This is a genomic window from Aeromonas veronii (genome assembly GCF_040215105.1).
Taxonomy (GTDB): domain Bacteria; phylum Pseudomonadota; class Gammaproteobacteria; order Enterobacterales; family Aeromonadaceae; genus Aeromonas; species Aeromonas veronii_G.
Window position 1 is genome coordinate 1,851,213 of record NZ_CP157875.1, and the last position, 21,598, is coordinate 1,872,810.

General features: G+C 63.2%; 20 protein-coding genes. 9 read left to right on the plus strand and 11 right to left on the minus strand.

The annotated features are described in order from the left end of the window. Positions 1-8: 8 nt before the first annotated feature. From ABNP46_RS08550 to ABNP46_RS08560, 3 genes are all read right to left on the minus strand, one after another. The gene (locus ABNP46_RS08550) at positions 9-1,025 is read right to left on the minus strand and encodes an amonabactin ABC transporter permease subunit 2 (RefSeq protein WP_349921970.1); all 1,017 of its coding nucleotides are present in this window, start codon (positions 1,023-1,025) and stop codon (positions 9-11) included. Positions 1,026-1,101: 76 nt separating this feature from the next. Then, positions 1,102-3,075, minus strand: a complete 1,974-nt coding sequence (locus ABNP46_RS08555) for a siderophore amonabactin TonB-dependent receptor (RefSeq protein ID WP_349921971.1) — start codon at positions 3,073-3,075, stop codon at positions 1,102-1,104. A 58-nt stretch (positions 3,076-3,133) separates the two neighbouring features. Beyond that, the gene (locus tag ABNP46_RS08560; protein WP_349921972.1) at positions 3,134-4,372 is read right to left on the minus strand and encodes an MFS transporter; all 1,239 of its coding nucleotides are present in this window, start codon (positions 4,370-4,372) and stop codon (positions 3,134-3,136) included. Between the two features lie 291 nt (positions 4,373-4,663). Here ABNP46_RS08560 and ABNP46_RS08565 point away from each other — a divergent pair, with 291 nt between their 5' ends. Beyond that, entirely contained in the window at positions 4,664-5,383 is a 720-nt protein-coding gene (locus tag ABNP46_RS08565) for a hypothetical protein (protein WP_434476184.1), read from the plus strand. A gap of 56 nt (positions 5,384-5,439) precedes the next feature. Here ABNP46_RS08565 and ABNP46_RS08570 read toward each other — a convergent pair whose 3' ends face one another. The 4 genes from ABNP46_RS08570 to ABNP46_RS08585 form a co-directional block, all read right to left on the minus strand. Then, complete coding sequence (locus ABNP46_RS08570; protein WP_349922438.1) at positions 5,440-5,910, minus strand: DUF2919 domain-containing protein; 471 nt, start codon at positions 5,908-5,910, stop codon at positions 5,440-5,442. A gap of 144 nt (positions 5,911-6,054) precedes the next feature. Beyond that, positions 6,055-7,002: a magnesium/cobalt transporter CorA gene (corA, locus tag ABNP46_RS08575; RefSeq protein ID WP_349921974.1), complete on the minus strand. Its 948-nt coding sequence runs from the start codon at positions 7,000-7,002 to the stop codon at positions 6,055-6,057. 407 nt (positions 7,003-7,409) lie between these two features. Next, complete coding sequence (locus ABNP46_RS08580) at positions 7,410-7,511, minus strand: 4Fe-4S dicluster domain-containing protein (protein ID WP_349921975.1); 102 nt, start codon at positions 7,509-7,511, stop codon at positions 7,410-7,412. A gap of 6 nt (positions 7,512-7,517) precedes the next feature. After that, positions 7,518-9,176 (minus strand): electron transfer flavoprotein-ubiquinone oxidoreductase, encoded by a 1,659-nt coding sequence (locus ABNP46_RS08585; RefSeq protein ID WP_349921976.1) that lies wholly within the window; start codon positions 9,174-9,176, stop codon positions 7,518-7,520. A 125-nt stretch (positions 9,177-9,301) separates the two neighbouring features. Here ABNP46_RS08585 and ABNP46_RS08590 point away from each other — a divergent pair, with 125 nt between their 5' ends. The 5 genes from ABNP46_RS08590 to aroG all read left to right on the plus strand — a co-directional run bounded on the left by ABNP46_RS08590 (position 9,302) and on the right by aroG (position 15,015). Next, positions 9,302-10,054 (plus strand): electron transfer flavoprotein subunit beta/FixA family protein, encoded by a 753-nt coding sequence (locus tag ABNP46_RS08590; protein WP_349921977.1) that lies wholly within the window; start codon positions 9,302-9,304, stop codon positions 10,052-10,054. Further along, entirely contained in the window at positions 10,051-10,980 is a 930-nt protein-coding gene (locus ABNP46_RS08595) for an electron transfer flavoprotein subunit alpha/FixB family protein (RefSeq protein ID WP_349921978.1), read from the plus strand. The genes ABNP46_RS08590 and ABNP46_RS08595 overlap by 4 nt, the downstream gene beginning before the upstream one ends. Positions 10,981-11,216: 236 nt before the next feature. Further along, positions 11,217-12,305: a 3-phosphoserine/phosphohydroxythreonine transaminase gene (serC, locus tag ABNP46_RS08600; protein ID WP_349921979.1), complete on the plus strand. Its 1,089-nt coding sequence runs from the start codon at positions 11,217-11,219 to the stop codon at positions 12,303-12,305. A 170-nt stretch (positions 12,306-12,475) separates the two neighbouring features. Beyond that, complete coding sequence (gene aroA, locus ABNP46_RS08605) at positions 12,476-13,759, plus strand: 3-phosphoshikimate 1-carboxyvinyltransferase (RefSeq protein WP_349921980.1); 1,284 nt, start codon at positions 12,476-12,478, stop codon at positions 13,757-13,759. A gap of 200 nt (positions 13,760-13,959) precedes the next feature. Next, positions 13,960-15,015: a 3-deoxy-7-phosphoheptulonate synthase AroG gene (gene aroG, locus ABNP46_RS08610; RefSeq protein WP_349921981.1), complete on the plus strand. Its 1,056-nt coding sequence runs from the start codon at positions 13,960-13,962 to the stop codon at positions 15,013-15,015. Between the two features lie 116 nt (positions 15,016-15,131). Here the strand turns inward: aroG and ABNP46_RS08615 are convergent, their stop codons facing one another. Continuing rightward, on the minus strand, positions 15,132-15,854 hold the full coding sequence (locus ABNP46_RS08615; protein ID WP_434476185.1) for a TerC family protein: 723 nt from the start codon (positions 15,852-15,854) through the stop codon (positions 15,132-15,134). Positions 15,855-15,970: 116 nt separating this feature from the next. Here ABNP46_RS08615 and ABNP46_RS08620 point away from each other — a divergent pair, with 116 nt between their 5' ends. The 3 genes from ABNP46_RS08620 (at position 15,971) to ABNP46_RS08630 (ending at position 19,234) form a co-directional block, all read left to right on the plus strand. Continuing rightward, positions 15,971-17,083, plus strand: a complete 1,113-nt coding sequence (locus ABNP46_RS08620) for an ATP-NAD kinase family protein (RefSeq protein ID WP_349921983.1) — start codon at positions 15,971-15,973, stop codon at positions 17,081-17,083. Between the two features lie 108 nt (positions 17,084-17,191). After that, positions 17,192-17,470 carry a YfcL family protein gene (locus ABNP46_RS08625; RefSeq protein ID WP_349921984.1) on the plus strand — a complete coding sequence of 93 codons (279 nt, stop codon included), beginning with the start codon at positions 17,192-17,194 and terminating at the stop codon, positions 17,468-17,470. Positions 17,471-17,569: 99 nt separating this feature from the next. Continuing rightward, positions 17,570-19,234 (plus strand): AMP-binding protein, encoded by a 1,665-nt coding sequence (locus ABNP46_RS08630; RefSeq protein WP_349921985.1) that lies wholly within the window; start codon positions 17,570-17,572, stop codon positions 19,232-19,234. Between the two features lie 127 nt (positions 19,235-19,361). Here ABNP46_RS08630 and cdd read toward each other — a convergent pair whose 3' ends face one another. The 3 genes from cdd to ABNP46_RS08645 form a co-directional block, all read right to left on the minus strand. Continuing rightward, a complete protein-coding gene (cdd, locus tag ABNP46_RS08635) occupies positions 19,362-20,243 on the minus strand; it encodes a cytidine deaminase (RefSeq protein WP_349921986.1) in 882 nt (293 codons plus the stop codon). Positions 20,244-20,472: 229 nt separating this feature from the next. After that, entirely contained in the window at positions 20,473-21,159 is a 687-nt protein-coding gene (locus tag ABNP46_RS08640; RefSeq protein WP_349921987.1) for an LrgB family protein, read from the minus strand. Then, complete coding sequence (locus ABNP46_RS08645) at positions 21,156-21,515, minus strand: CidA/LrgA family protein (protein WP_349921988.1); 360 nt, start codon at positions 21,513-21,515, stop codon at positions 21,156-21,158. Before ABNP46_RS08645 ends, ABNP46_RS08640 begins: the two co-directional genes overlap by 4 nt. Positions 21,516-21,598 lie beyond the last annotated feature (83 nt).

The window sequence follows — 21,598 nt, forward strand, 5'->3', positions numbered from 1 at the left end:
AGGCATCCTTATTTCACGGCCAGAAGGGAGCGAAAGCCCCCGCTGCGCACCACCATGATGAGCACGGGGGCACCGATCAGCGCCAGAATGACGCCGTTGGGCAGCTCGAACGGCTGCAGCAGCCAGCGCGCCAGCACATCGGCGGCGAGCAGGAACAGCACCCCGAACAGGGCTGAGAAGCGCACCTGGATGGCGAGGCGCACCGGCTCCACCAGGCGAGCGCAATAGGCGGCGAGGAAACCGACGAAACCGATGGGGCCGGCGATGGCGATGGCGCAGGCGGTGAACAGGGTGGCGGCGAGCAATACCCCGATGCGCACCCGGGTGGTGCGGATCCCGAGTGCCTGGGCCTGGTTGTCCCCCATCTGCATCAGGGTGAGCTGACGGCACAGGGCCAGGGTCAGCAGCAGGGCGGCGAAGGCGAAGGGCATCACCGTCAGCACGGCATCGAGGCTGGAGGCGGCCAGCGACCCCAAGTTCCAGAAGCGGAACTGTTCCAGCACCACCTTGTTGGAGAGCAGCAGGAAGTTGGAGAGGCCGCCGAAGGTGGCGGAGAGGGCGACCCCGACCAGGATGAGCTTGAGAGGGTTGGAGCGGCCCACCATGAGGCCGAGGCCGAGCACGACCAGGTTGCCCATGAGGGCGCCGAGGCCGGACCAGAGCAGGTAACCGTAGGCGGATTCGACCCCGAAGTATGTGAGCCCGATGACCAGGGCGAAGACGGCGCCGGCGTTGACCCCGAGCAGGCCGGGCTCGGCCAGGGGGTTGCGGGTGGCGCTTTGCAGCATGGAGGCGGCGAGCGCGAGGCAGACACCGACCACCAGGGCGGCCAGGGTGCGGGGCAGTCGCAAGGTATGCACTATCATGGCGAGTTTTTCATCGGCCACGAGGGCGGGGTCGCCCAGGAGGAAACCGGCGACCTCACGGCCACCATAGACACCGGCCCCGGTGGCCAGTGACAGACAAATCAGCAGAAAGAGGAGCAGTACGCCGAGCCAGAACAGCCGGGTTTGGTATCTGAGCACGCAAAAACTCCTTTCATGTCAGAGCAGTAGAAACGCAAAAAGGGAGCCCCGTTGCCGGAGCTCCCACAGGGGGGGATTACAGCTTGTAATCGATCCCGGCGTAGACGGTACGACCTTCCAGGATGAAGTCGGCGTCGGTGGCCACTTCATCACGCTGGGTGTTGGTGAGGTTGGTGATGCCGAGCTTGAAGTCCAGGGCCGGCGTGACCTTCCAGTTGGTGTTCACGTCCAGGGTCTGGTAGTGCTCGGATTTGAACGCCTGGGCGTTGCGGGCCGGCACCTTGATGATCTGGCTGCCCACGTACTGCCAGGCCAGGTTGGCGCTGACCACGTCGCTCGCCTGCCAATCCAGGCCGATGTTGCCGGTGTGATCCGGGGTCTTGGCCAGATCCTCGCCGGTGCTCTTGTCTTCGGAGTCCAGCAGGGTCCAGTTACCGGTCAGCTGTACGTTGTCCAGCACGTCAACCCAGCCGGTCAGCTCCAGACCCTTGACCCGCGCCTTCTTGACGTTGAGGTAGGTCATGACGCTCGGACGGTAGCCCGGGCCCCACTGATCGCTCTGGATCAGATCCTCGATGTCGTTGTGGAAGCCGGTGACGCCAGCGCCGAAGCGAGCGCTCTCGTAGGCGGTACCCAGCTCATAGCTGACGGCGGTTTCCGGTTTCAGATCCGGGTTGCCGATGACCTGGCAGGCGCCGCGGCAGGCGGTGGTGGAGAAACCTTCGCTGGATTGCGCCAGGGTCGGGGCCTTGAACGCCTTGCCGGCGCCGCCCTTGATCACCCACTCGTCGGTCAGGGTGTAGAGGGCGTAGGCACGGGGGCTGAACTCGTTGCCATAGGTCTCGTGGTGATCCAGACGGCCGGAGAGGGTCAGGGCCAGATCACCGAAGCTGAACTCGTCCTGCAGGTAGACGGCGCTCTGGGAGGCATCCACGCTGCCGTTGGTGATGTTGCGGCTGTGCTCCAGCTCGGTCTTGCGGAACTCGGCACCCGAAGTGAGCAGGTGATCCCCGAGGTAGCCGCTGACCTGACCGTCGACGGTGTTGTTGGTCTGGGTCACATCGGCGGCGCCACCGTTGAGCTGGGAGTCGTCCATCAGGTCGGTCTGCTCGAAGTAGTAGCGCAGACGGCTGTCGAAGTGCTCCCAGCGGCCGTTGTGGGTCACGCCCAGGCTCAGGCGATCCAGGTTCTGCACGTTGTGGGGGGTGGCTGGTGCGGTCGGGGCACGGGGTACGTTGTTGAAGTAGCTGTCCATGTCGTTCTGGTTGTAGCCCAGATCGAAGTCGATGTCCTGGTTGTCGGACACCAGCCATTTCAGGCCGGTCAGCACGTTGACCACTTCCCGTTTTTCCAGAGCGTCGGCGTCCGGGTTGTTGCTCTGATCGCTCTTCCAGCGATCCCGCTGGTAGCCTTCGACCACGATGTTGCCGAGCAGCTTGTTGTCGATGAGGGCACCGGACACATAGGCGCTGCCCTGGTTGGCGTCACCGCCATCCCCCTTGGTGGGCATGCTGTGGGTGTAGCTGACGGCGGCTTCGGTCTGCTCCTTGGCCTGGCGCAGGATCACGTTGACCACGCCCCCCAGTGCATCGGCACCGTACAGGGAGGAGACGGGGCCGCGGATCACTTCGATGCGCTCGATGGCCGCCATGGGGATGGAGCTCAGGTCGAAGTCGTTGCCATAGGCGCTGCCCAGGGTTTCGCGGGCGTTGACGCGCTTGCCGTTGATCAGCAGCAGGGTGTAGTCACCGCCCATGCCACGGATCTTGATCTCGTTGCGACCGGTGGGGTTGGTGGCAATGATGTTGACGCCGGGCACATGCTTGAGCGCATCGCCGATGTTGTTCACGTTCATCTTGTCGATGTCTGCGCGGGTCACCACGGAGACGCTCGCCGGGGCGGTGAACTCGGTGTGCTTGGTCTGGGTCGCGGTGACGACCACGGTCTCGTTGGCCTTGACCGTCTCGGCCTGGGCCAGACCCGGCAGGGCCATCAGCCCGAGGGAGAGCAGGATGGGGTTTAATTTAAATACGCCGTGCTGCAACTGCATTGTTAAAGCTCCATGAAAAACAGAGGTTATTTGGGTCGGACTCTTCTGGTCCGACTGCTCACTGACTTCCTTGTCTGGCGATGCCAGACGCGGGGTTATTGTTATTCTTTATCCGCTCCAGCCCCCTGATGAGGAACCAGACGCCGGCGCAGGCCAACAGGCCGCAGGCAATATTGAACCAGGCCAGCTCGGCGAAGCCGTGCAGGGCGCCTTGCTCGTCCGATACCAGGTAACTGGCGGAGAGCAAGCTGCCAAGGCCGGCCGCCACATTGGTGACCGTGCCCTGGAATGACATGAAGGCGGCGCGCTGATGGGGAGCCGGAATGGCCGCCGTGATGGCCAGTGTGGTGCTGGCGCGAGCCGAACTGAGCGCCATGAAGAGGGTAAACAGCAGATAGATGGGCAAGCCCGCCGGCAGGGCGAAGCCGAGCAGGGTGACCAGGGCCAGCAGCAGGCTGGTGAGCAGGATGGCGCCCTGGGCACGCCCTTGATCGATCCAGCCACCGCACAGGCGCATGGTGGCCATGCTGGCGAGGCCGCCACAGAGATAAAGGGCGGCGATCTGCTGGCGTGGGAAGCCCAGATTGAACTGGAAATAGTTGGCGAAGTGCGGGATCAGCAGGAAGTGGCCGAACATCTGCAAACAGAGGATGACGAGGGCTCCCTGACAGAGGGGGGAGGCGAGCAACTGTCGCAGTCCCTTGCCATGGGGAGCAGGGCTGACCGGCAGGGAGGGCAGCAGACGGCTGCTCACCAGGGCCAGCAGCAGGCCACAGGCACCAAACAGCAGGAAGGGGCTCTGCCAGCCAAGCCACTGGGCCAGGGTCAGGGCGGCGGGCACGACCAGGATGGCGGCCAGCGAAAACGCCATGCCCACGTAGGCGAGACGGCGTCCGCGCTCCGCCGGGGGGACCAGATCCAGCACGGCGGCCATCAGGATGGCGGCGAGGGGGCCGGCCACGCAGCCCGACAGGATGAACAGCAGCAGCAACTGCTGGCTGTCTTGCACCAGGGCGCAGGCCATCAGCAACAGGAAGCGCAGGGTCAGCAACAGGATCAAGGCGGGTTTGCGATTGAAGCGATCGAGCCAGGGGGCGGCCAGGATCCCCATGAGCGCAGCCCCCAGGGTGGCGCCGCCGCTGAAGTAGCCGGTCTGCTCCGACTGCATGCCGAGGCTGGTGACCAGATCGGGCCCAAGTGGCATCACCATCATCATGCTGCCCATGGAGAGCATGTTGATCAACATGGCCAGATGGATGGTGGCAGGGGTACGGGAGACGACAGGATCTGGCTTCATCAGAGGCTGCTCGAAAAAATGAGTCCGAATTGTATCCGAGCGATCTTGTTGTGACAACAAATGATAACCATTTTTATTTGTATTGATTGGTCTCTCAATGAGTCTCTTTTTTGCACCGTACTCAGAGGCCAAAAAAGCATGCGAATGAAGCCTTTTCAGCCATGGCACGCGAACCCGGGTGGCCGCTTGCCACGGACTCGTTGCAATTGGCCGTCCATGGTCGATGATGCATTCATGAGGGTGAGAAAAGTGGGGGAGAGGGTGATGAGAGGTGGCAGCTGGATAATCTGTATGTGCTGGCTCTGGGCACTGCCCTTGCGGGCCGAGGTCAAGGTGGTGCCCGTGTTCGAGGCCGAGGCCATGGTGCAGACGCTCAGAGAGATCTACCCGGAGCTCGGGGTGAGCGCCATGGGCAACCAGCTGGTGCTAAGCGGCACGCCCGCCCAGTTGCAGGAGGCCGAGACCCTGCTGACCAAGCTCAACCAGCCGCCCCAGAGCCTGCTCATCGAATGGCGGGTGGAGGGCGCTTCGAGCAGTCAGCAACTGGGAGTGGGGATCGGCAATGACAACGCCAGACGGCAATGGTTGCTGGAGGGAAGGGCAGAGCAGTACCAGCGCACTCAGAGTGACAGCTGGCAGGTGCGCGGCCTCTCCGGGCGTCCCGTGTTGCTGCAGATGGGATCCTATCAACCAGTCACCTTCTATCGCTGGCGGGGAGGGCGGGTGGTGGGCATGGTGCCGCTGGTGAACGGCCTCTACGCCACCGCTACCCTGGTGGGGGAGCGGGTGCAGATCGCCCTTGGCAGCGAGCAGGCGAGGCTGGAGCGGGGTGACATCAAGACTGGGCAGAGCGCCACCGAGGTGAGCGGTGCCCCCGGCGAGTGGTTGACGGTGGGGGAGCTTGCCACCACACAGGGGAGCCAGGGGGCGGCAATCGCCAATCCGTCGGGGATAAGCACAACCAGCGGCGGCGAGCGCCAGAGGCTGCAGATCCGGGTCAGCCGTCAATAGGCGGCCCGGCACATCCCCTCTCGACCTGTTTGATCACTCAGAGTGAATGGCGCGGATCAACTCCCGGCGTGGGGCTGATCCACCGCATATTCGCGCAGCTGACGGCTCCTGAGCAGGTACCAGAGTGCCCACAGGCTGCCGATGAGCACCAGGGCCGTCGGCCAGCTGAAGGACCACTTCTGCAAGTTGAGGCTGTGCAGTTGCAGCGCCAGGCCGCTCAGGGTGGAGCAGAGCAGCAGGCCGCGGCTGTGTCGTCTGAGCCAGGCGCGGATGCTCTGCGTCTGCTGATGGGTACCGCCGTAGGCGAGCAGGGCCAGCATGGCGGGCAGGTCGCTCAAGAGGCCGAGATAGAGGCTGAGCCGGTCCGGATAGAACAGGGTCAGGATGGCGCTGCCGCTCTCGCGGGTGACCCCGGCCATCAGAAACAGCCAGACCGAGCGGGTCAGCAGCAGGGCGATGGGCCAGAACCAGAGCGGGGGGCGCAGCTGGCCGTGATCGTCATATCGGTGTTCGGGGTAGAGGGTCATGGGGCCCGGTCTGCTCCGCATCGGGTGAGTGATACCTGGGGATATGGGGCAGGGGCCTGGCCTTTACAAGGCAGGAAGCCGGCTGGAATTAATCGGGGAGCCTTGGCTCCCCGATCTGTTTCAAGCCTGCGGCCACCCGGCAGATCAGAGCCAGCCCTTGCGTTTGAAGAAGAGGCCGGTGCCGAGGGATGACATCACCATCAGCACCAGCGAGAGCGGATAGCCATATTCCCAGGCGAGCTCCGGCATCCGGCCGAAGTTCATGCCGTAGATGCTGGCGATCAGGGTCGGTGGCAGGAAGATCACCGCGGCTACCGAGAAGATCTTGATCACCTTGTTCTGCTCCAGATTGGTCACCCCCATGGAGGCCTCCAGCTGGAAGTTGATCTTGTCGAACAGGAACTGGGTGTGGGGCAGCAGGGACTCCACGTCATGGAGCATCTCGTCGATCCACTTGTTCTGCTCGCCGGTCATGCGCTGGCGCAGGCTGCGTTTGAGGAATCGCAGGGCGCGGCGGGTATCGTGCAGGGAGAGACGGATCTGGCCGTTGGCCTCTTCCTGGGCCATCAGCTCTTTGAGCATGGGATTGATCTGGTCCGGTTCAAAAATCTGGTCTGCGGTATTTTCCAGTGTTTTGTAACCATCCTCGATGAGATCGGAGAGATATTCCACTTTCAGGTTCTGTACTTCCAGCAGAATATCCAGTGCATCTTCCACCTCCAGCCGGTCCTGGCGCATGTAATGGCGCAGCAGGCGTACCAGGCCGATGTCATCCTCGCGGATGCTGATCAGCAGGTTCTGGCGCAGGGTGAAGGAGACGTGGACACCCTTGGTGTCACGACCGATCCGCTGGGGAAACAGGGAGTGAATGTGCAGGCCGTCGGTGTCCCAGTAGAAGCGGGCGGATGCCTCGATATCATCCAGCTCTTCCTTGTCTGGCACTTCTTCCAGGAACAGGCCCGTCAACCATTCTCGCTCCGCCGTGTCCGGCTTGTAGGCATCCAGCCAGACGGTGTTGTCGGGAACGATGTCGTCCGGCCCGAGCGTGACGATGTCCAGCACCTTGTTGTTGAGGATGTAGGCGGTGATCATCTGTCCCCCTTAAGAAGTCATGGGTTATCAGGGATGGTTGCACAGGTTCATACGGCCTTGGATCGTTCGGAGCGCGATCCATGGGAAAGCATGACGGGGCCGATGGACAACCTGAATGCCGCGAACTATACAGGGGTGCGCCCCGCTTGTCAGGGCCTATTCATCAGGGGTTCAGCCTGTTTGCTCAAAAAAACGGCGAGGTCGGAGCAGCGGATCCCGCCCTGGCGCCATCGTTTTCCGGCCCCGTCGGCCGAGGGCAGAAGAGGATGACAGCAAGGTGACGATGTCGCCTTTTATCATCCAGTTGATCTCTCACGGGTCCGTTTCGCGCCCCCTTATGGCGAAGCCCGGACTGCGACGGGCTGAGCATCCTCGATGTCGCAGATCCTGTGCATCGTCAACTTCCATCACATATTGGGGTAATTGGGCCCCGAGCCGCCTTGCGGTGGTGTCCAGAGGATATGCTGGGACTGAGTATCCTTGATGTTGCAGCTCCTGTGTATCGTCAACTCCCATCACATATTGGGGTAATTGGGCCCCGAGCCACCTTGCGGGGGGGTCCAGAGGATATTCTGGCTGGGATCCTTGATGTCGCAGGTCTTGCAGTGAATGCAGTTGGCTGCGTTGATCTGCAATCTGGGTTGGTTCTGTGTCCCTTGGGGCTCGGCCTCAATGATTTCGAAGACCCCGGCGGGGCAGTAGCGTTGGGCGGGTTCGGCCCAGGTGGGCAGGTTGACGCTCACCGGTATGCTCGCGTCCTGCAACTTGAGGTGGCAGGGTTGATCCTCGTCATGGCTGGTGTTGGCGAGATAGACAGAGGAGAGCTTGTCAAAACTGAGTCTGCCGTCCGGCTTGGGGTAGGGGATGGCTTGACAGCGGCTGGCCAGGCGCAGCTGGCGATAGTCCGGCTCCTTGTCCAATAGCGTCACGGGGGAGCCCTTGCCCCAGAGCCGCTGCTCCAGCCAGTTGAAGGCCCCGCCCAACCAGGGGCCCCAGCGGTGCAGGGCGGCGCCGAAATTGCGGGCGGTCTTCAGCTCGCTTGCCAGCCAGCTCTGCTGCAGGGCATCGCCGAACTCGGCCAGATCCCGTCCTCCTTCATCCCCCCCACGCAGACGCATGGCGACAATGTCAGCCGCCAACATGCCGGACTTCATGGCGGTGTGGATGCCCTTGATGCGGGAAAAATCCAGGGTGCCGGCATCGCAACCGATGAGCAGGCCGCCGGGAAAGTGCATGCGGGGCAGGGAGTGCCAGCCTCCCTTGGTGATGGCGCGGGCACCGTAGCTGATGCGCTCGCCTCCCGTCAGGGTCTGGGCAATGAGGGGATGGTGCTTGAGGCGCTGGAACTCGTCGAACGGGCTGAGCCAGGGATTCTGGTAGTTGAGATCGACGATGAGACCCACCGCCACCAGGTTGTCCGCCAGGTGATAGAGGTAGAAGCCCCCCTGGCTCTTGTTGCCCCCATCCTCGGTGAGAGGCCAGCCGCTGCCGTGCAGCACCCGGCCGGGGTGGGACTGGTTGGCGGGAACCTGCCACAACTCCTTGAAACCGATGGCGTAGTGCTGCGGCTGGGCGCCGTTTTCCAGGTTGAACTCCTTGATGAGTTGCTTGCCGAGATGACCGCGAGCCCCCTCCGCGAACAGGGTGTAGCGGCCATGAAGCGCCATGCCGGGTACGTGATCCGCCTTGGGATTGCCGTCTCTGTCCAGCCCGAGATCGCCGGTGATCACCCCTCTGACCTTGCCCTCTTCCAGAATGAGCTCGCTGGCGGTGAAGCCGGGGTAGATCTCGACCCCGAGGGCTTCGGCCTGCTTGCCCAGCCAGCGGCAGAGGTTGCCGAGGCTGATGATGTGACAGCCGTCGTTGTGCATGCGCGGTGGCACCGCCCAGTGGGGTAGTGACAGGGCGCGGCTTCCGTTTTGCAGGAGGTGCACCTGATCGTCGCTCACCGCCAACCCGAGGGGAGCCTCCTGCCAGCTGTCAGGCAGCAGCTCCCTGAGCGCGACGGGATCGAACAGGGCGCCGGAGAGCAGGTGGGCCCCCACTTCGGCCCCCTTTTCCAGCAGGCAGACCGACAGCGCCGGGCTTTGCTGCTTGAGGGCGATGGCGGCGCTGAGGCCCGCCGGGCCGCCACCGACGATGACGACATCAAATTCCATTGCTTCGCGTTCCATCTTGCCTCTGTGCTCGACTTGGCCTAGGGTAGTGATGGTAGTTTACGTAAACGTAAACCATTTTGTAAGCACTAACGCGCAAGTGGGCGCAATGGACTCACTCAACCGGTACGAGGAAGACCGACATGAAGCTGCTGGTCGCTGTCAAACGGGTCGTTGACTTCAACGTCAAGATCCGGGTCAAGCAGGATGGCTCCGATGTGGAGCTCGCCAATGTGAAGATGGGCATCAACCCTTTCTGTGAGATCGCGGTGGAAGAGGGGGTGAGGCTGCGCGAAGCCGGGGTAGCGAGCGAGCTGATCGTGGTCACCTTCGGGCCAGAGGCCGCGGCCGAGCAACTGCGCCACGCCCTGGCTCTGGGGGCGGATCGGGCGCTTCACTACGTGAGCGACGAGACCCTGAGCCCCCTCAAGGTGGCGCAGGCATTGCAAAAATTGTGCGAGCAGGAGCAACCGGATCTGGTGCTGCTTGGCAAGCAATCCATTGATTCTGACAACAATCAGGTGGGCCAGATGCTCGCCGCCCTCAACGACTGGCCCCTGGCCACTTTCGCCTCCGCCCTCAAGCTGGTTGAGGGAGAGCTGCAGGTGACCCGGGAGATTGACGGCGGGCTCGAAACCCTCGGCATGGGCCTGCCCGCCCTGGTGACAGTGGATCTGCGGCTCAACGAACCGCGCTTTGCCTCGCTCCCCAACATCATGAAGGCCAAGCGCAAGCCCCTGGAGAGCCAACCCCTGGCGGCTCTGGGTCTGGATACCCAAAGCGAGATCCGTGTACTCGGGGTGATGGCCCCCCCGGTGCGCAGTGCAGGAGTGCGGGTCGGCTCGGTGGACGAGCTGCTAAGCAAACTCAAGAACGAAGCCAAGGTGCTGCCATGAGCGTACTCATCATTGCCGAACATCATCAGGGCCAGTTGGCCGACAGCGTCGCCCGCGTAGTGGCGGCGGCCGGGCCACTCGGCGGCGAGGTGCACCTGCTGCTGCTGGGTCAGGGATTGACCGAGGCGGGGGAGCAGGCCGCCCGCTTGCAGGGGGTGGACAGGGTGCTGCTGGCCGAACACCCCATGCTGGCGGAGGGGCTCAATGACGGGGTGGACGCCCTGCTGGCTCCGCTGGCGCGGGATTATCAACACTGCCTGATGGCGGCGAGCAGCCAGGGCAAGGATCTGCTGCCGCGGGTGGCGGCCAGGCTCGGGGTGGAGATGATCTCCGAGGTAACGGCCATCGAGTCCGCCGATACCTTCCTGCGTCCCATCTATGCGGGCAACGCCATCGCCAGGGTGACAAGCTCGGCGGCCATCAAGGTGCTCAGCATCCGGGCGAGCGCCTTTGACGGGGCAGGGCAGGGCACCAGTGTGGCCACCATTTCGTCAGTGCCCGTGCCCGAGATCCGCTGCAGGACCCGCCTTATCGAGCGGCGGGCGGTACGATCCGCACGTCCCGAGCTCGGCGCGGCGCGGGTGGTGGTCTCAGGGGGCAGGGCACTGGGTTCGAAAGCGCAGTTCGCCCTCATCGAGGCGCTGGCAGACAAGCTGGGGGCGGCGGTCGGTGCCTCCCGGGCGGCGGTGGACGCGGGTTTTGTCGCCAACGATCTGCAGGTGGGTCAGACCGGCAAGATAGTGGCGCCCGAGCTCTATATTGCGGTCGGCATCTCGGGGGCCATCCAGCACCTGGCGGGGATGAAGGAGTCCAAGGTGATCGTCGCCATCAACAAGGATGCGGAGGCCCCCATCTTCCAGGTGGCGGATTACGGTCTGGTGGGGGATCTCTTCACTTTGTTGCCGGAGCTCACCGCCAAGCTGTGATGCGCTGACATGATGCTGTCAAAAGGGGCATGACTGCGCGTTTATGCCAGCAGTCGGCCATTTATCTGCATGTTCTCTGCAAGCCCTGACCCGTTCAGGGCTTTTCTGCTGCCAAGGGGGGGCATGCCTGCCCAAAAAGGGTGCGCCAGATCCCAAAAAGCCTTTGCCCCCACCGGGGCCTCTCGTGTAAAACCGTTCGAGTCGTCATTCACACTCAGCCATTCACGGAAAGCGTCATGAGCAAACCGATTTACAACTTCTGCGCCGGCCCCGCCATGTTGCCGGTCGAAGTCATGGAGCGCGCCCAGCGCGAATTTTGTAACTTCCAGGGGCTGGGAGCCTCGGTCATGGAGCTTTCCCATCGCGGCAAGCCCTATATGGCGGTCGCCGAGAAGGCCGAGGCCGATCTGCGCGACCTGCTGGCGGTGCCGGACAACTACAAGGTGCTGTTCATGCACGGCGGTGGCCGTGGCCAGTTCTCCGCCGTGCCCATGAACCTGCTGGGCGGCGCGAATAAAAAAGCCGACTATCTGCTGACCGGGGTCTGGGCCGCGAGTGCGGTGGACGAGGCCCGCAAGTTCGGCGACATCCAGACCGTCGAGGGGGTCGCCAAGAACGCAGAAGGGGTCAGTCACCTGCTGCCGGCCCCGGCATTTCGTGCCGATGCGGCCTATGTGCACTACTGCCCGAACGAAACCATCGATGGCATCGAGATGTTCGACATCCCGGCCACAGGATCTGTGCCCCTGGTGGCGGATCTCTCCTCCACCATCCTCTCCCGTCCCCTCGATGTCAGTCGTTTCGGCGTCATCTATGCCGGTGCGCAGAAGAACATAGGGCCATCCGGGCTCGCTATCGCCATCGTGCGCGACGATCTGCTGAACCAGGCGCGCGCCGACGTGCCTTCCATCTTCGACTATCAGCTCACCGCCAAGAACGACTCCATGTTCAACACGCCGCCAACCTACGCCTGGTACCTGGCCGGCTTGGTGTTCGAGTGGCTCAAAGAGCAGGGCGGTCTGGCGGCCATGGAGGCGCGCAACAAGGAGAAGGCCGATTTCCTCTACGGCTATCTCGATGACTCCAGCTTCTATGGCAACAAGGTGGATGCGGCCTGCCGCTCCCGCATGAACGTGCCATTCCAGCTCAAGAACGAAGCGCTGGACAAGCTGTTCCTGGCCGAGTCGGAGGCCGCCGGCCTGCTGGCGCTCAAGGGGCACCGCATCGTCGGTGGCATGCGTGCCAGCCTCTACAACGCCATGCCGCTGGAAGGGGTCAAGGCCCTGGTGAGCTTTATGGACGGTTTTGCCAAGCGCCACGGTTGAGGCGTTTTCCCCATCGTGAGGCGCCGGGGACTCCCCGGCGTCTGTTTTTGCAGAGGATCCTGACCTTTGTGCCCCCAGCCCCGTATTTGTGCCAAGCGCGGTATTGCCGCACAGGGGCGAGGCTGTTAACGTCCGGTCAGGTGATTTATTTGAGGTCGTACAGGAAGTCTATGAATTCGTTGCGTCTGGAACCCATCTCTCGCGTGGCCGGTGTCGTCAATCTGCCTGGCTCCAAAAGTGTCTCTAACCGTGCCCTGTTGCTGGCGGCCCTGGCCCGCGGCACCACCCGGTTGACCAACCTGCTCGACAGCGATGACATCCGTCACATGCTGGCGGCCCTGACCCAGCTCGGGGTCAAGTACAAGCTGTCTGCCGACAAGACCGAATGTACGGTGCACGGCCTTGGCCGCAGCTTTGCGGTGAAGGATCCGGTCAATCTGTTCCTCGGCAATGCCGGTACCGCCATGCGCCCCCTCTGCGCCGCGCTCTGTCTGGGTTCCGGTGAATACATGCTGGGCGGCGAGCCGCGCATGGAGGAGCGTCCCATCGGTCATCTGGTGGATGCCCTGCGCGAAGCCGGTGCCCATATCCAGTACCTGAAAAAAGACGGGTTCCCGCCCCTGGTGGTGGATGCCAAGGGGCTCTGGGGCGGCGACGTCCATATCGACGGATCCGTCTCCAGCCAGTTCCTGACGGCGTTTTTGATGGCGGCCCCCATGGCGGCCGGCGACACCCGCATCCACATCAAGGGGGAGCTGGTCTCCAAGCCCTACATCGACATCACCCTGCACATCATGAAGCAGTTTGGCGTGGTCATCGAACACGACGACTACAAGCTGTTCTACATCAAGGGCAACCAGACCTATGTCAGCCCAGGTGACTTCCTGGTGGAAGGGGATGCCTCCAGCGCCTCTTACTTCCTCGCCGCCGGCGCCATCAAGGGCAAAGTGCGGGTGACCGGCATCGGCAAGCACAGCATCCAGGGGGATATTCACTTCGCCGACGTGCTGGAGAAGATGGGCGCCCGCATCACCTGGGGGGATGATTTCATCGAGGCCGAGCAGGCTCCCCTGCACGGCATCGACATGGACATGAACCAGATCCCGGATGCGGCCATGACCATCGCCACCACGGCGCTGTTTGCCGAGGGGCTCACCTCCATTCGCAATATCTACAACTGGCGGGTGAAGGAGACGGATCGTCTGCACGCCATGGCCACCGAGCTACGCAAACTGGGTGTGGAAGTGGAGGAGGGGCATGACTTCATCACCGTCACTCCGCCTGCCAGCCTCAAGCATGCGGCCATCGACACCTACAACGATCACCGCATCGCCATGTGCTTCTCCCTGGTGGCCCTGTCCGATACGGCGGTGACCATCAATGATCCGGGTTGTACCTCCAAGACCTTCCCGGATTACTTCGACAAGCTGGCGGGGATCAGCCAGGCCGTCTGATCTCATGCTCGTTGTCATCCAAGAGGCCCGCCACCGTGCGGGCCTCTTGCTTTCCCGCATGCCAATAGCAGCATTGCAACAACTTGCAAGGTTAGTTGCAAAAATACTTTGTTGAGGCATGTAATTTTCTATTTACACCCTTTCGATAGAGGAATAGATTGGGATCACTCAATCGCAGTCATTTAGCAGGAAGTATGGTCATGCAGCATCAAACCGACGACGTTAGAATCAAAGAAATCAAAGAGTTATTGCCCCCGGTTGCGGTGCTCGAGAAATTTCCGGCGACCGAGAACGCCTCACAGACCGTGTTTGAATCCCGCCAGGCCATTCATCAGATCCTGGCCGGTGAAGATCAACGTCTGCTGGTGGTGATCGGCCCCTGCTCCATCCATGATCCGGTCGCCGCACTGGAATATGGCAAGCGCCTCAAGGTGTTGCGTGACGAGCTCAAGGGCGAGCTGGAAATCGTGATGCGGGTCTACTTCGAGAAGCCGCGCACCACCGTGGGCTGGAAGGGGCTCATCAACGACCCTTACCTCGACAACAGCTGCCAGATCAACGACGGCCTGCGCATCGGCCGCAAGCTGCTGCTGGATCTCAACGACATGGGGCTGCCCACCGCCTCCGAATTCCTCGACATGATCACCCCGCAGTACATGGCGGATCTGATGAGCTGGGGGGCCATCGGCGCCCGCACCACCGAATCCCAGGTTCACCGTGAGCTCGCCTCCGGCCTCTCCTGCCCGGTGGGCTTCAAGAACGGTACCGACGGCACCATCAAGGTGGCCATCGACGCCATCGGTGCCGCCAGCGCCCCGCACCACTTCCTGTCGGTGACCAAGTTCGGCCACTCCGCCATCGTCTCCACCGCGGGCAACCCGGATTGCCACATCATCCTGCGCGGCGGCCGCGAGCCAAACTACAGCGCCGCCCATGTGAGCGAGGTGGTGAAGGGGCTGGACAAGGCCGGTCTGCCACAGAAGGTGATGATCGACTTCAGTCACGCCAACAGCAGCAAGCAGTTCAAGAACCAGATGCGGGTAGCCGAGGACGTGGCCGACCAGCTGCGCGGTGGCAGCCAGGCGGTGTTCGGGGTCATGGTGGAGAGCCATCTGGTGGAAGGACGCCAGGATCTGGTGGAGGGCTGCGAGCTCACCTTCGGCCAGAGCATCACGGATGCCTGCATCAGCTGGGATGACACCGAGGTGTTGCTGCACAATCTGGCCGATGCGGTGGCCACCCGCAACGCAGGCTGAGGGAGATGCTGTCAGGCCGATAGCGCCCGGGCGATCACACCACTGGCAACAAAAAGCGCGACCCTGGGTCGCGCTTTTTTATGGGGCCGCTCATGGTGCCAGGGGGCTGTGCGTGCTTATTTGCTGCGCGCCATGTGATCCCGCAGGCGAATGTTGATCATCTCCACCACCAGCGAGAAGGCCATGGCGAAGTAGATGTAGCCCTTGGGAATGTGCAGATCCAGCCCTTCCGCCATCAGGGCGACCCCGACCAGGATGAGGAAGGATAGGGCCAGCATCTTGATGGTGGGGTGGGTATCGACGAAGTCACCGATGGCCTTGGCAGCGAACATCATGACGCCAACCGCGATGATGATGGCCAGCACCATGACCGGCACGTGATCCGCCATGCCGACGGCCGTGATGACCGAGTCCAGGCTGAAGATGATGTCCAGGATGGCGATCTGCACCAGGGTGGACATGAAGCCCGCCGCCTTGCTTACCGTGCTCTGTTCGTCGGCGGCCCCTTCCAGGCTGTGGTGGATCTCGTGGGTACTCTTGGCGATGAGGAACAGGCCCCCGATCAGCAAGATGAGATCCCGGCCCGAGATGGCTTCGCCCAGCACGGAGAAGAGCGGTTCGGTGAGGCGCATCACCCAGGCGAGGGAGAGCAGCAGCAGGATGCGGGTCCCCATGGCGAGGCCGAGGCCCAGGATCCGGGCACGCTGGCGCTGGGCTTCCGGCAGGCGGCCCACCAGGATGGAGATGAAGATGATGTTGTCGATACCCAGCACGATCTCGAGCAGGGTCAGGGTGGCGAGCGCGACCCAGGCTGAGGGGTCAGCAATCCATTCCAGCATGATTGAACCTTGGTTGAACAGTGGTTGACGATTGAAACAGCGCATTCTAGCAGGCGGACCTGACTTGTCCCAGCGCGCCGAACAGATAAAATGGCGGCGTCCAGAGGGAGAAAAACATGTTTCGTTTAGGGCTTATTATCAACCCGGTCGCCGGCATTGGCGGGGCCGTGGGGCTCAAGGGCAGTGACGGCGTGGTGGCCGAGGCGCTGGCGCGGGGTGCAGTCCCAAAAGCCCGGGAGCGGGCTCGTCAGGCCCTGCTGCCCCTGTGTGGCCTGAGCCAACCCTTCGAACTGTTGACGGTCGGGGGGGAGATGGGGGGCGAGCTGGCCGCGTCGCTGCAACTGCCCCATACCATCGTGCATCAGCCAGCCTCCCCGAGCAGCGCCGCCGACACCCGCATCGCAGCCGCCCTGCTGCGCGATGCCGAGGTGGATCTGCTGCTGTTCGCCGGTGGCGACGGTACCGCCCGGGACATCTGCGCCGCGGTGGGGGAGTCCTGCCACGTGCTCGGCATCCCGGCGGGGTGCAAGATCCACTCCGGGGTCTACGGGGTTACCCCCGCCGCCAGCGGCCGGGTGGTCGCCAGGATGATCGCCGGTGAACTGCTGAGTCTCATCGACGCCGAGGTGGTGGACATCGACGAGGAGGCGTTCCGGGCCGGCAAGGTGCGGGCGCGCCACTATGGCCAGATGCAGGTGCCCGGGGATCTGCGCTACGTGCAGGCCACCAAGCAGGGCGGGCGGGAGTCCGAGGCGCTGGTGCTCGCCGATCTCGCCGCCGGCGTGGTGGAGGAGATGGAGCCCGACACCCTCTATTTGATGGGCTCCGGCAGCACGGTGGCTGCCTGCATGGGGGAGCTGGGTCTGGAAAATACCCTGCTCGGTGTGGATCTGGTGGAAAATGGCCGGCTTATCGGGCAGGATCTGTCCGCCACCGAGATCCTGACCCGGATCCGTGGCCGTCGCTGCCGCCTGATCATCACCCTGATCGGTGGCCAGGGACATCTGTTCGGGCGCGGAAATCAGCAACTGAGTCCAGAGGTGATCCGGACCGTCGGACGCGAGCACATCCAGGTGCTCGCTACCAAAGCCAAGCTGGCGGCACTCGATGGCCGTCCGCTGCTGGTGGATACCGATGACCCGGCACTGAACCGGTCGTTAAGTGGTTATCTGCGCATAACCACCGGATACAAGGATCAGGTCATCTACCCGGTGGCCAACCCGGAATAGGACATCAAGGATGCGGCTGGCCTGGCGCCAGAGAGCCGCGATCAACCGGATCGCGGTTCCACTCCCCGAATTATTTTGCCGGCAACCCCGGAAATGAGGCTGCGTTAAATGACGATTCACGATTTTGAACACAAGTTGTTGGGACTGATCGACGCCATGGTCGCCACGGCCAGCGAAGACGAGCTGTTTGCGGGTGGCTACCTGCGCGGTCATATCTCCCTCGCCGTCGCCCGGGCCGAGCTGGAGGGCAAGACCCTGGTGCGGGACGTGAAGAGCTATGTGTTGCGTAGCCTGAACGAAGCCATCCTGCAGGGAGAGCTCTCCGAGCAGGACGAGGAGCTGGTGCAGGATATGTGGAAACGGCTGCAACAACAGGTAGAAGCTTGATCCCATTCGCAGTTCAAACACAAGTTTGAGTTTTCTGCTTCCCTGATTGTTATCAAAAGGTTAATAATGAGTCTTGCCTTTTGTTTCAGGGAATAAACCATGGCTTCCTCCTCACGCATTGCCAACAAACTGCCGCTCGAGATGCTCTATCACTGGGAGCGGCAGACGCCTGATCGGGTCTACCTTCGTCAAACCATTCACCGCGAATACGTCGATTTCACCTGGGGTGAGGTTGCCGAGCAGGCGCGGCGCATGGTCACGGCACTGCGTGAGCTGGGCCTTGAGCCCGGCGACAAGGTGGCCCTGCTCTCCAAGAACTGTGCACAGTGGTTCATCGCCGATCTGGCGATGCAGATGGGGCAGTATGTTAGCGTCCCCATCTATCCGACCGCCAACGTCGATACCATCGAATACGTGCTGCGCCACAGCGAGGCCAAGGCGATCTTCGTCGGCAAGCTCGATGACTGGAAGAGCCAGGAGGCGGGGGTGCCGACGGACTTGCTGCGCATCGCCTTCCCCTACGACACCATGCCGGCCCCCCATCAGTGGGACGCGCTGCTCAAGGCCCACGAGCCCATTGCTGACAGTCCGATGCAGGCGCCGGATGCCCTGCTGAGCCTGGTCTACACCTCCGGCAGCACCGGCAAGCCCAAGGGCGCCATGCTGAGCGTGGAGCGCTATGCCTGGTCCTGCGAGAAGCTGGTGGAGGCGGTGGCGCTGACCGATGCCGATCGCGGCTTCTCCTACCTGCCGCTGGCCCACATCACCGAGCGGGTCTACATCTACGGTGGCAGCCTGTTCAGCGGGGCCACCATTGCCTTCCCCGAGTCCCTTGACACCTTCATCGACGACGTCAAACGCTGCCGTCCCACCGTCTTCATCTCGGTGCCGCGGCTGTGGGCCATGTTCCGCATCAAGATCCACGAGAAGCTGCCCCAGAAGAAGCTCGAGCTGCTGCTCAAGATCCCTCTGATTTCAGGGCTTATCAAGGGCAAGCTGCAAAAGGGATTGGGGCTGGATCAGGCACGGGTGCTGGGCTGCGGTTCGGCGCCGGTGGCGCCGGCGCTGCTGGCGTGGTATCACAGCATCGGCCTCGAGATCACCGAGGCCTGGGGCATGACCGAGAACCACGCCTTCTCCACGCTCAATTTCCCCTTCCGGGCAGACAAGATAGGCACTGTCGGCAAGGCCGGGCCCGGGGTGACCATCAAGATCTCCGACGAGGGGGAGATCCTCTGCCGCTGCGAGGGCATGATGCTGGGTTACTACAAGGATCCCGAGCACAGCCGCGAGGCCATCGATGAGGAGGGCTGGCTGCACACCGGCGACATGGGTAAGCTGGACAAGGAGGGCTACCTCACCATCACCGGGCGCATGAAGGATGTGTTCAAGACCGCCAAGGGCAAGTACGTGGCCCCCGTGCCCATCGAGGGGATGCTGGGGCAGGAACCCATCATCGAGCAGCTCTGCGTCATCGGTTATGGCATGCCGCAGCCGGTCGCCCTGGTGCAGCTCGCCGAGAGCGCCATGCGCGGGGAACGTTCCATCGTCAATGCCCAGCTGGAGGCGGCTCGCAACCGGGTCAACGCCCAGCTGGAACCCCACGCCAAGATCCGCGGCATCCTGGTGGTGAAGAGCCCCTGGAACATCGAGAACGGGGTGCTGACCCCCACCATGAAGATCCGCCGCCACCTGCTGGAGCAGAAGTACGCCGACATCGGCGAACGCTGGGCCGGGGCCGAGACCATCGTCTGGGAGTCATGACTGGCCGCTGTGGCGGGCTTGCCACGCCCGGCAGGCATTTGGAAAATCACTAACAAGCCGCAGCGTATTTGAAAATTAAATGAAGAAGGGGAGCCATGGGCTCCCCTTCTTGCGTTCAACGGGCCTATCAGACCGCCCGGTACTCCAGCTCGACATGTCCCAGCGCCTTGAGGGTGGACTGGGCGGCATCCCGCTGGCTGATCGGGCTGTTGCCGTTCTCCAGCAGCACGGCGCGGCGCACCTGGCCGAGATCCTCACCGTTCAGGACCGCATGGGCGCAGGCCATCTGCATCGGCGGCAGGCTGGGGTTGAAGGCGGCGTTCTCCGCGTAGCGCCCGCAGAAGATGCGGCCGTCTGCAAATTGCAGCGCCACCGCGGCATAGCCCTGACTGTAGGGGGCGTAGCTCTGGCGGGCGGCCGCGAGGGCGGCTTGCCACAGGGGATCGTCGGTCTTCAGCACCAGCTCGTCGTGGGCCTGCGGGCTCATCAGGGCGTCGGTGATGTCGAGATCCGCCGGGCCGAAGGAGTGGGGCAGGAAGGATTGCAGCTCGCTCAAGTCGTCTGGCAGGGAGACTTTCAGGGTCTTGGCGGTACTCAGCTCGTTCATGAACTGGCGGCAGTGACCACAGGGGGTGTAGTTGACGGTGATCTCACTGATCCCGGTCTCGCCGCCGAGCCAGGCATTGGAGATGGCGGACTGCTCCGCATGGACCGAGTGGAACAGTCCCGGGCCCGCGAACTCCATGTTGGCGCCGAAATACCAGCTGCCGCTCAGGCCGCAGGCGATGGCGCCCACGAAGAATTTGGAGATGGGGGCGACCGAACAGGCGGCGGCCAGCGGCAGCAGGGCCAGACGCAGGGCGCGATCCTCAAGACCGGTGGCGGCTTTCAGGGTGGCGACTTGCTCGGGGCTGAAGCGGGCGGCGAACTGGTCGTCCAGCATGGGGCGCAGCGCCGCTTGCAGCGGGGCGGGCAGGGTGTCGAATGGCTTGGCAAAACGGGGATGCATACTGTGTCCTCAAAGGCCAATTGGGGGGCCATTGTAGGGAGCAAGCGCACTGAAATGTGTGAGCGCGCTCACGCCTTGGTGGGCAAAGGACGATGGATGTTAAAGGAAACGTTTGTCTTTCGCAATCTGTGCGGCGGCTCCCACCCCGGGCGGGGCCATGGCTGCGTGACGAGTCAGGGAGCGGGCGATGGGAGGGGCAGGGGGCGCTCTCCTCCCATCGTGGGGTGTTTCAGGTGAGCCAGTGGTAGAGGGCAAACAGCAGGGGGGCAACAGCGGCGGTGAGCACCCCGCAGACCACCATGGCGAGCGACGAGAAGGCCCCCTGGGTCACTCCTTTTTCGGCGGAGGTGGCGGTGCCGATGGCGTGGGCGCAGGCCCCCATGGCGAGCCCCTGCGCCTCGGGGTCGGTGACCCGCATCAGCTTGAGCAGGGGGTAGCCGATGAGGGCCCCCAGGATCCCGACCACCACCACCACGGCGGCGGCGATGGCGGGAATGCCGCCAAGGGACTGGCTGACACTCATGGCGAGCGGCGTGGTGATGGACTTGGTGGCCAGGGAGGCCAGCAGCGCCGGATCCGCCCCCATGACGTGGCCGATGCCTAAGGTGGTACAGACCGAGATCAGCACGGATGCCAGGGTGCAGACGAGTATGGGCTTGAGTCTGGCCTGGATCTGGCGCGCCTGCTGATAGAGGGGCAGCGCCAGCGCCACCACGGCGGGTTCGAGCAGGGCCGTGATGGGGAAGGTGCCGTGCTGGTACTCCGCCAGCGGCAGGTTGAAGAGGAGCAGGATGGCGATGATCACCAGGGTCGGGATCAGCACCGGGTTGATGATGGGCCAGGGCAGACGGCGATAGAGGGCCCGGGTGGCGAAATAGAGCGCCAGTGTCAGGGGAATGGCAAACCAGAACATCATTGCTTGTTCATCCTCTGGTAGAGATGGCCGACGGTGGCGAGGATCAGCACGATGCCGAGCACCACGCAGAGCATGATGAGGCCGAAGGATTGGCGCAGGGGCTCGAGCCAGGCCACGAGGCCAACCGCCACCGGCACGAACAAAACCCCCATGTGGCGCAGCAGCAGACCGGCCCCCTGTTCCACCCAGTGCAGCTTGACGAGTTGCAGGGAGAGCAGCACGAACAGCAGCAGCATGCCGATGATGCTGCCGGGGAAGGCGAAGGGCAGCAGGGCCGCCAGGGCTTTGCCCGCCAGCAGGCAGGCGATGATGACCATGAAATCACGAAGGTAGAGCAGGGCGCGTTGAAGCAGCACGGGGGCCTCATCTTGGCAACTGTGAGCGAGGTCGCAGTTTAACAGAACGCGGGGGGAACAGGACAGGGCCAACTGACCCACAG

Excerpts from the sequence above, each read along its gene's own strand:
- ABNP46_RS08555 (WP_349921971.1), bottom strand. The coding sequence starts at position 3,075 with ATGCAGTTGCAGCACGGCGTATTTAAATTAAACCCCATCCTGCTCTCC.
- ABNP46_RS08560 (WP_349921972.1), bottom strand. The coding sequence starts at position 4,372 with ATGAAGCCAGATCCTGTCGTCTCCCGTACCCCTGCCACCATCCATCTG.
- ABNP46_RS08565 (WP_434476184.1), top strand. The coding sequence starts at position 4,664 with ATGTGCTGGCTCTGGGCACTGCCCTTGCGGGCCGAGGTCAAGGTGGTG.
- ABNP46_RS08570 (WP_349922438.1), bottom strand. The coding sequence starts at position 5,910 with ATGACCCTCTACCCCGAACACCGATATGACGATCACGGCCAGCTGCGC.
- corA (WP_349921974.1), bottom strand. The coding sequence starts at position 7,002 with ATGATCACCGCCTACATCCTCAACAACAAGGTGCTGGACATCGTCACG.
- ABNP46_RS08585 (WP_349921976.1), bottom strand. The coding sequence starts at position 9,176 with ATGGAACGCGAAGCAATGGAATTTGATGTCGTCATCGTCGGTGGCGGC.
- ABNP46_RS08590 (WP_349921977.1), top strand. The coding sequence starts at position 9,302 with ATGAAGCTGCTGGTCGCTGTCAAACGGGTCGTTGACTTCAACGTCAAG.
- ABNP46_RS08595 (WP_349921978.1), top strand. The coding sequence starts at position 10,051 with ATGAGCGTACTCATCATTGCCGAACATCATCAGGGCCAGTTGGCCGAC.
- serC (WP_349921979.1), top strand. The coding sequence starts at position 11,217 with ATGAGCAAACCGATTTACAACTTCTGCGCCGGCCCCGCCATGTTGCCG.
- aroA (WP_349921980.1), top strand. The coding sequence starts at position 12,476 with ATGAATTCGTTGCGTCTGGAACCCATCTCTCGCGTGGCCGGTGTCGTC.
- aroG (WP_349921981.1), top strand. The coding sequence starts at position 13,960 with ATGCAGCATCAAACCGACGACGTTAGAATCAAAGAAATCAAAGAGTTA.
- ABNP46_RS08615 (WP_434476185.1), bottom strand. The coding sequence starts at position 15,854 with ATGCTGGAATGGATTGCTGACCCCTCAGCCTGGGTCGCGCTCGCCACC.
- ABNP46_RS08620 (WP_349921983.1), top strand. The coding sequence starts at position 15,971 with ATGTTTCGTTTAGGGCTTATTATCAACCCGGTCGCCGGCATTGGCGGG.
- ABNP46_RS08625 (WP_349921984.1), top strand. The coding sequence starts at position 17,192 with ATGACGATTCACGATTTTGAACACAAGTTGTTGGGACTGATCGACGCC.
- ABNP46_RS08630 (WP_349921985.1), top strand. The coding sequence starts at position 17,570 with ATGGCTTCCTCCTCACGCATTGCCAACAAACTGCCGCTCGAGATGCTC.
- cdd (WP_349921986.1), bottom strand. The coding sequence starts at position 20,243 with ATGCATCCCCGTTTTGCCAAGCCATTCGACACCCTGCCCGCCCCGCTG.
- ABNP46_RS08640 (WP_349921987.1), bottom strand. The coding sequence starts at position 21,159 with ATGATGTTCTGGTTTGCCATTCCCCTGACACTGGCGCTCTATTTCGCC.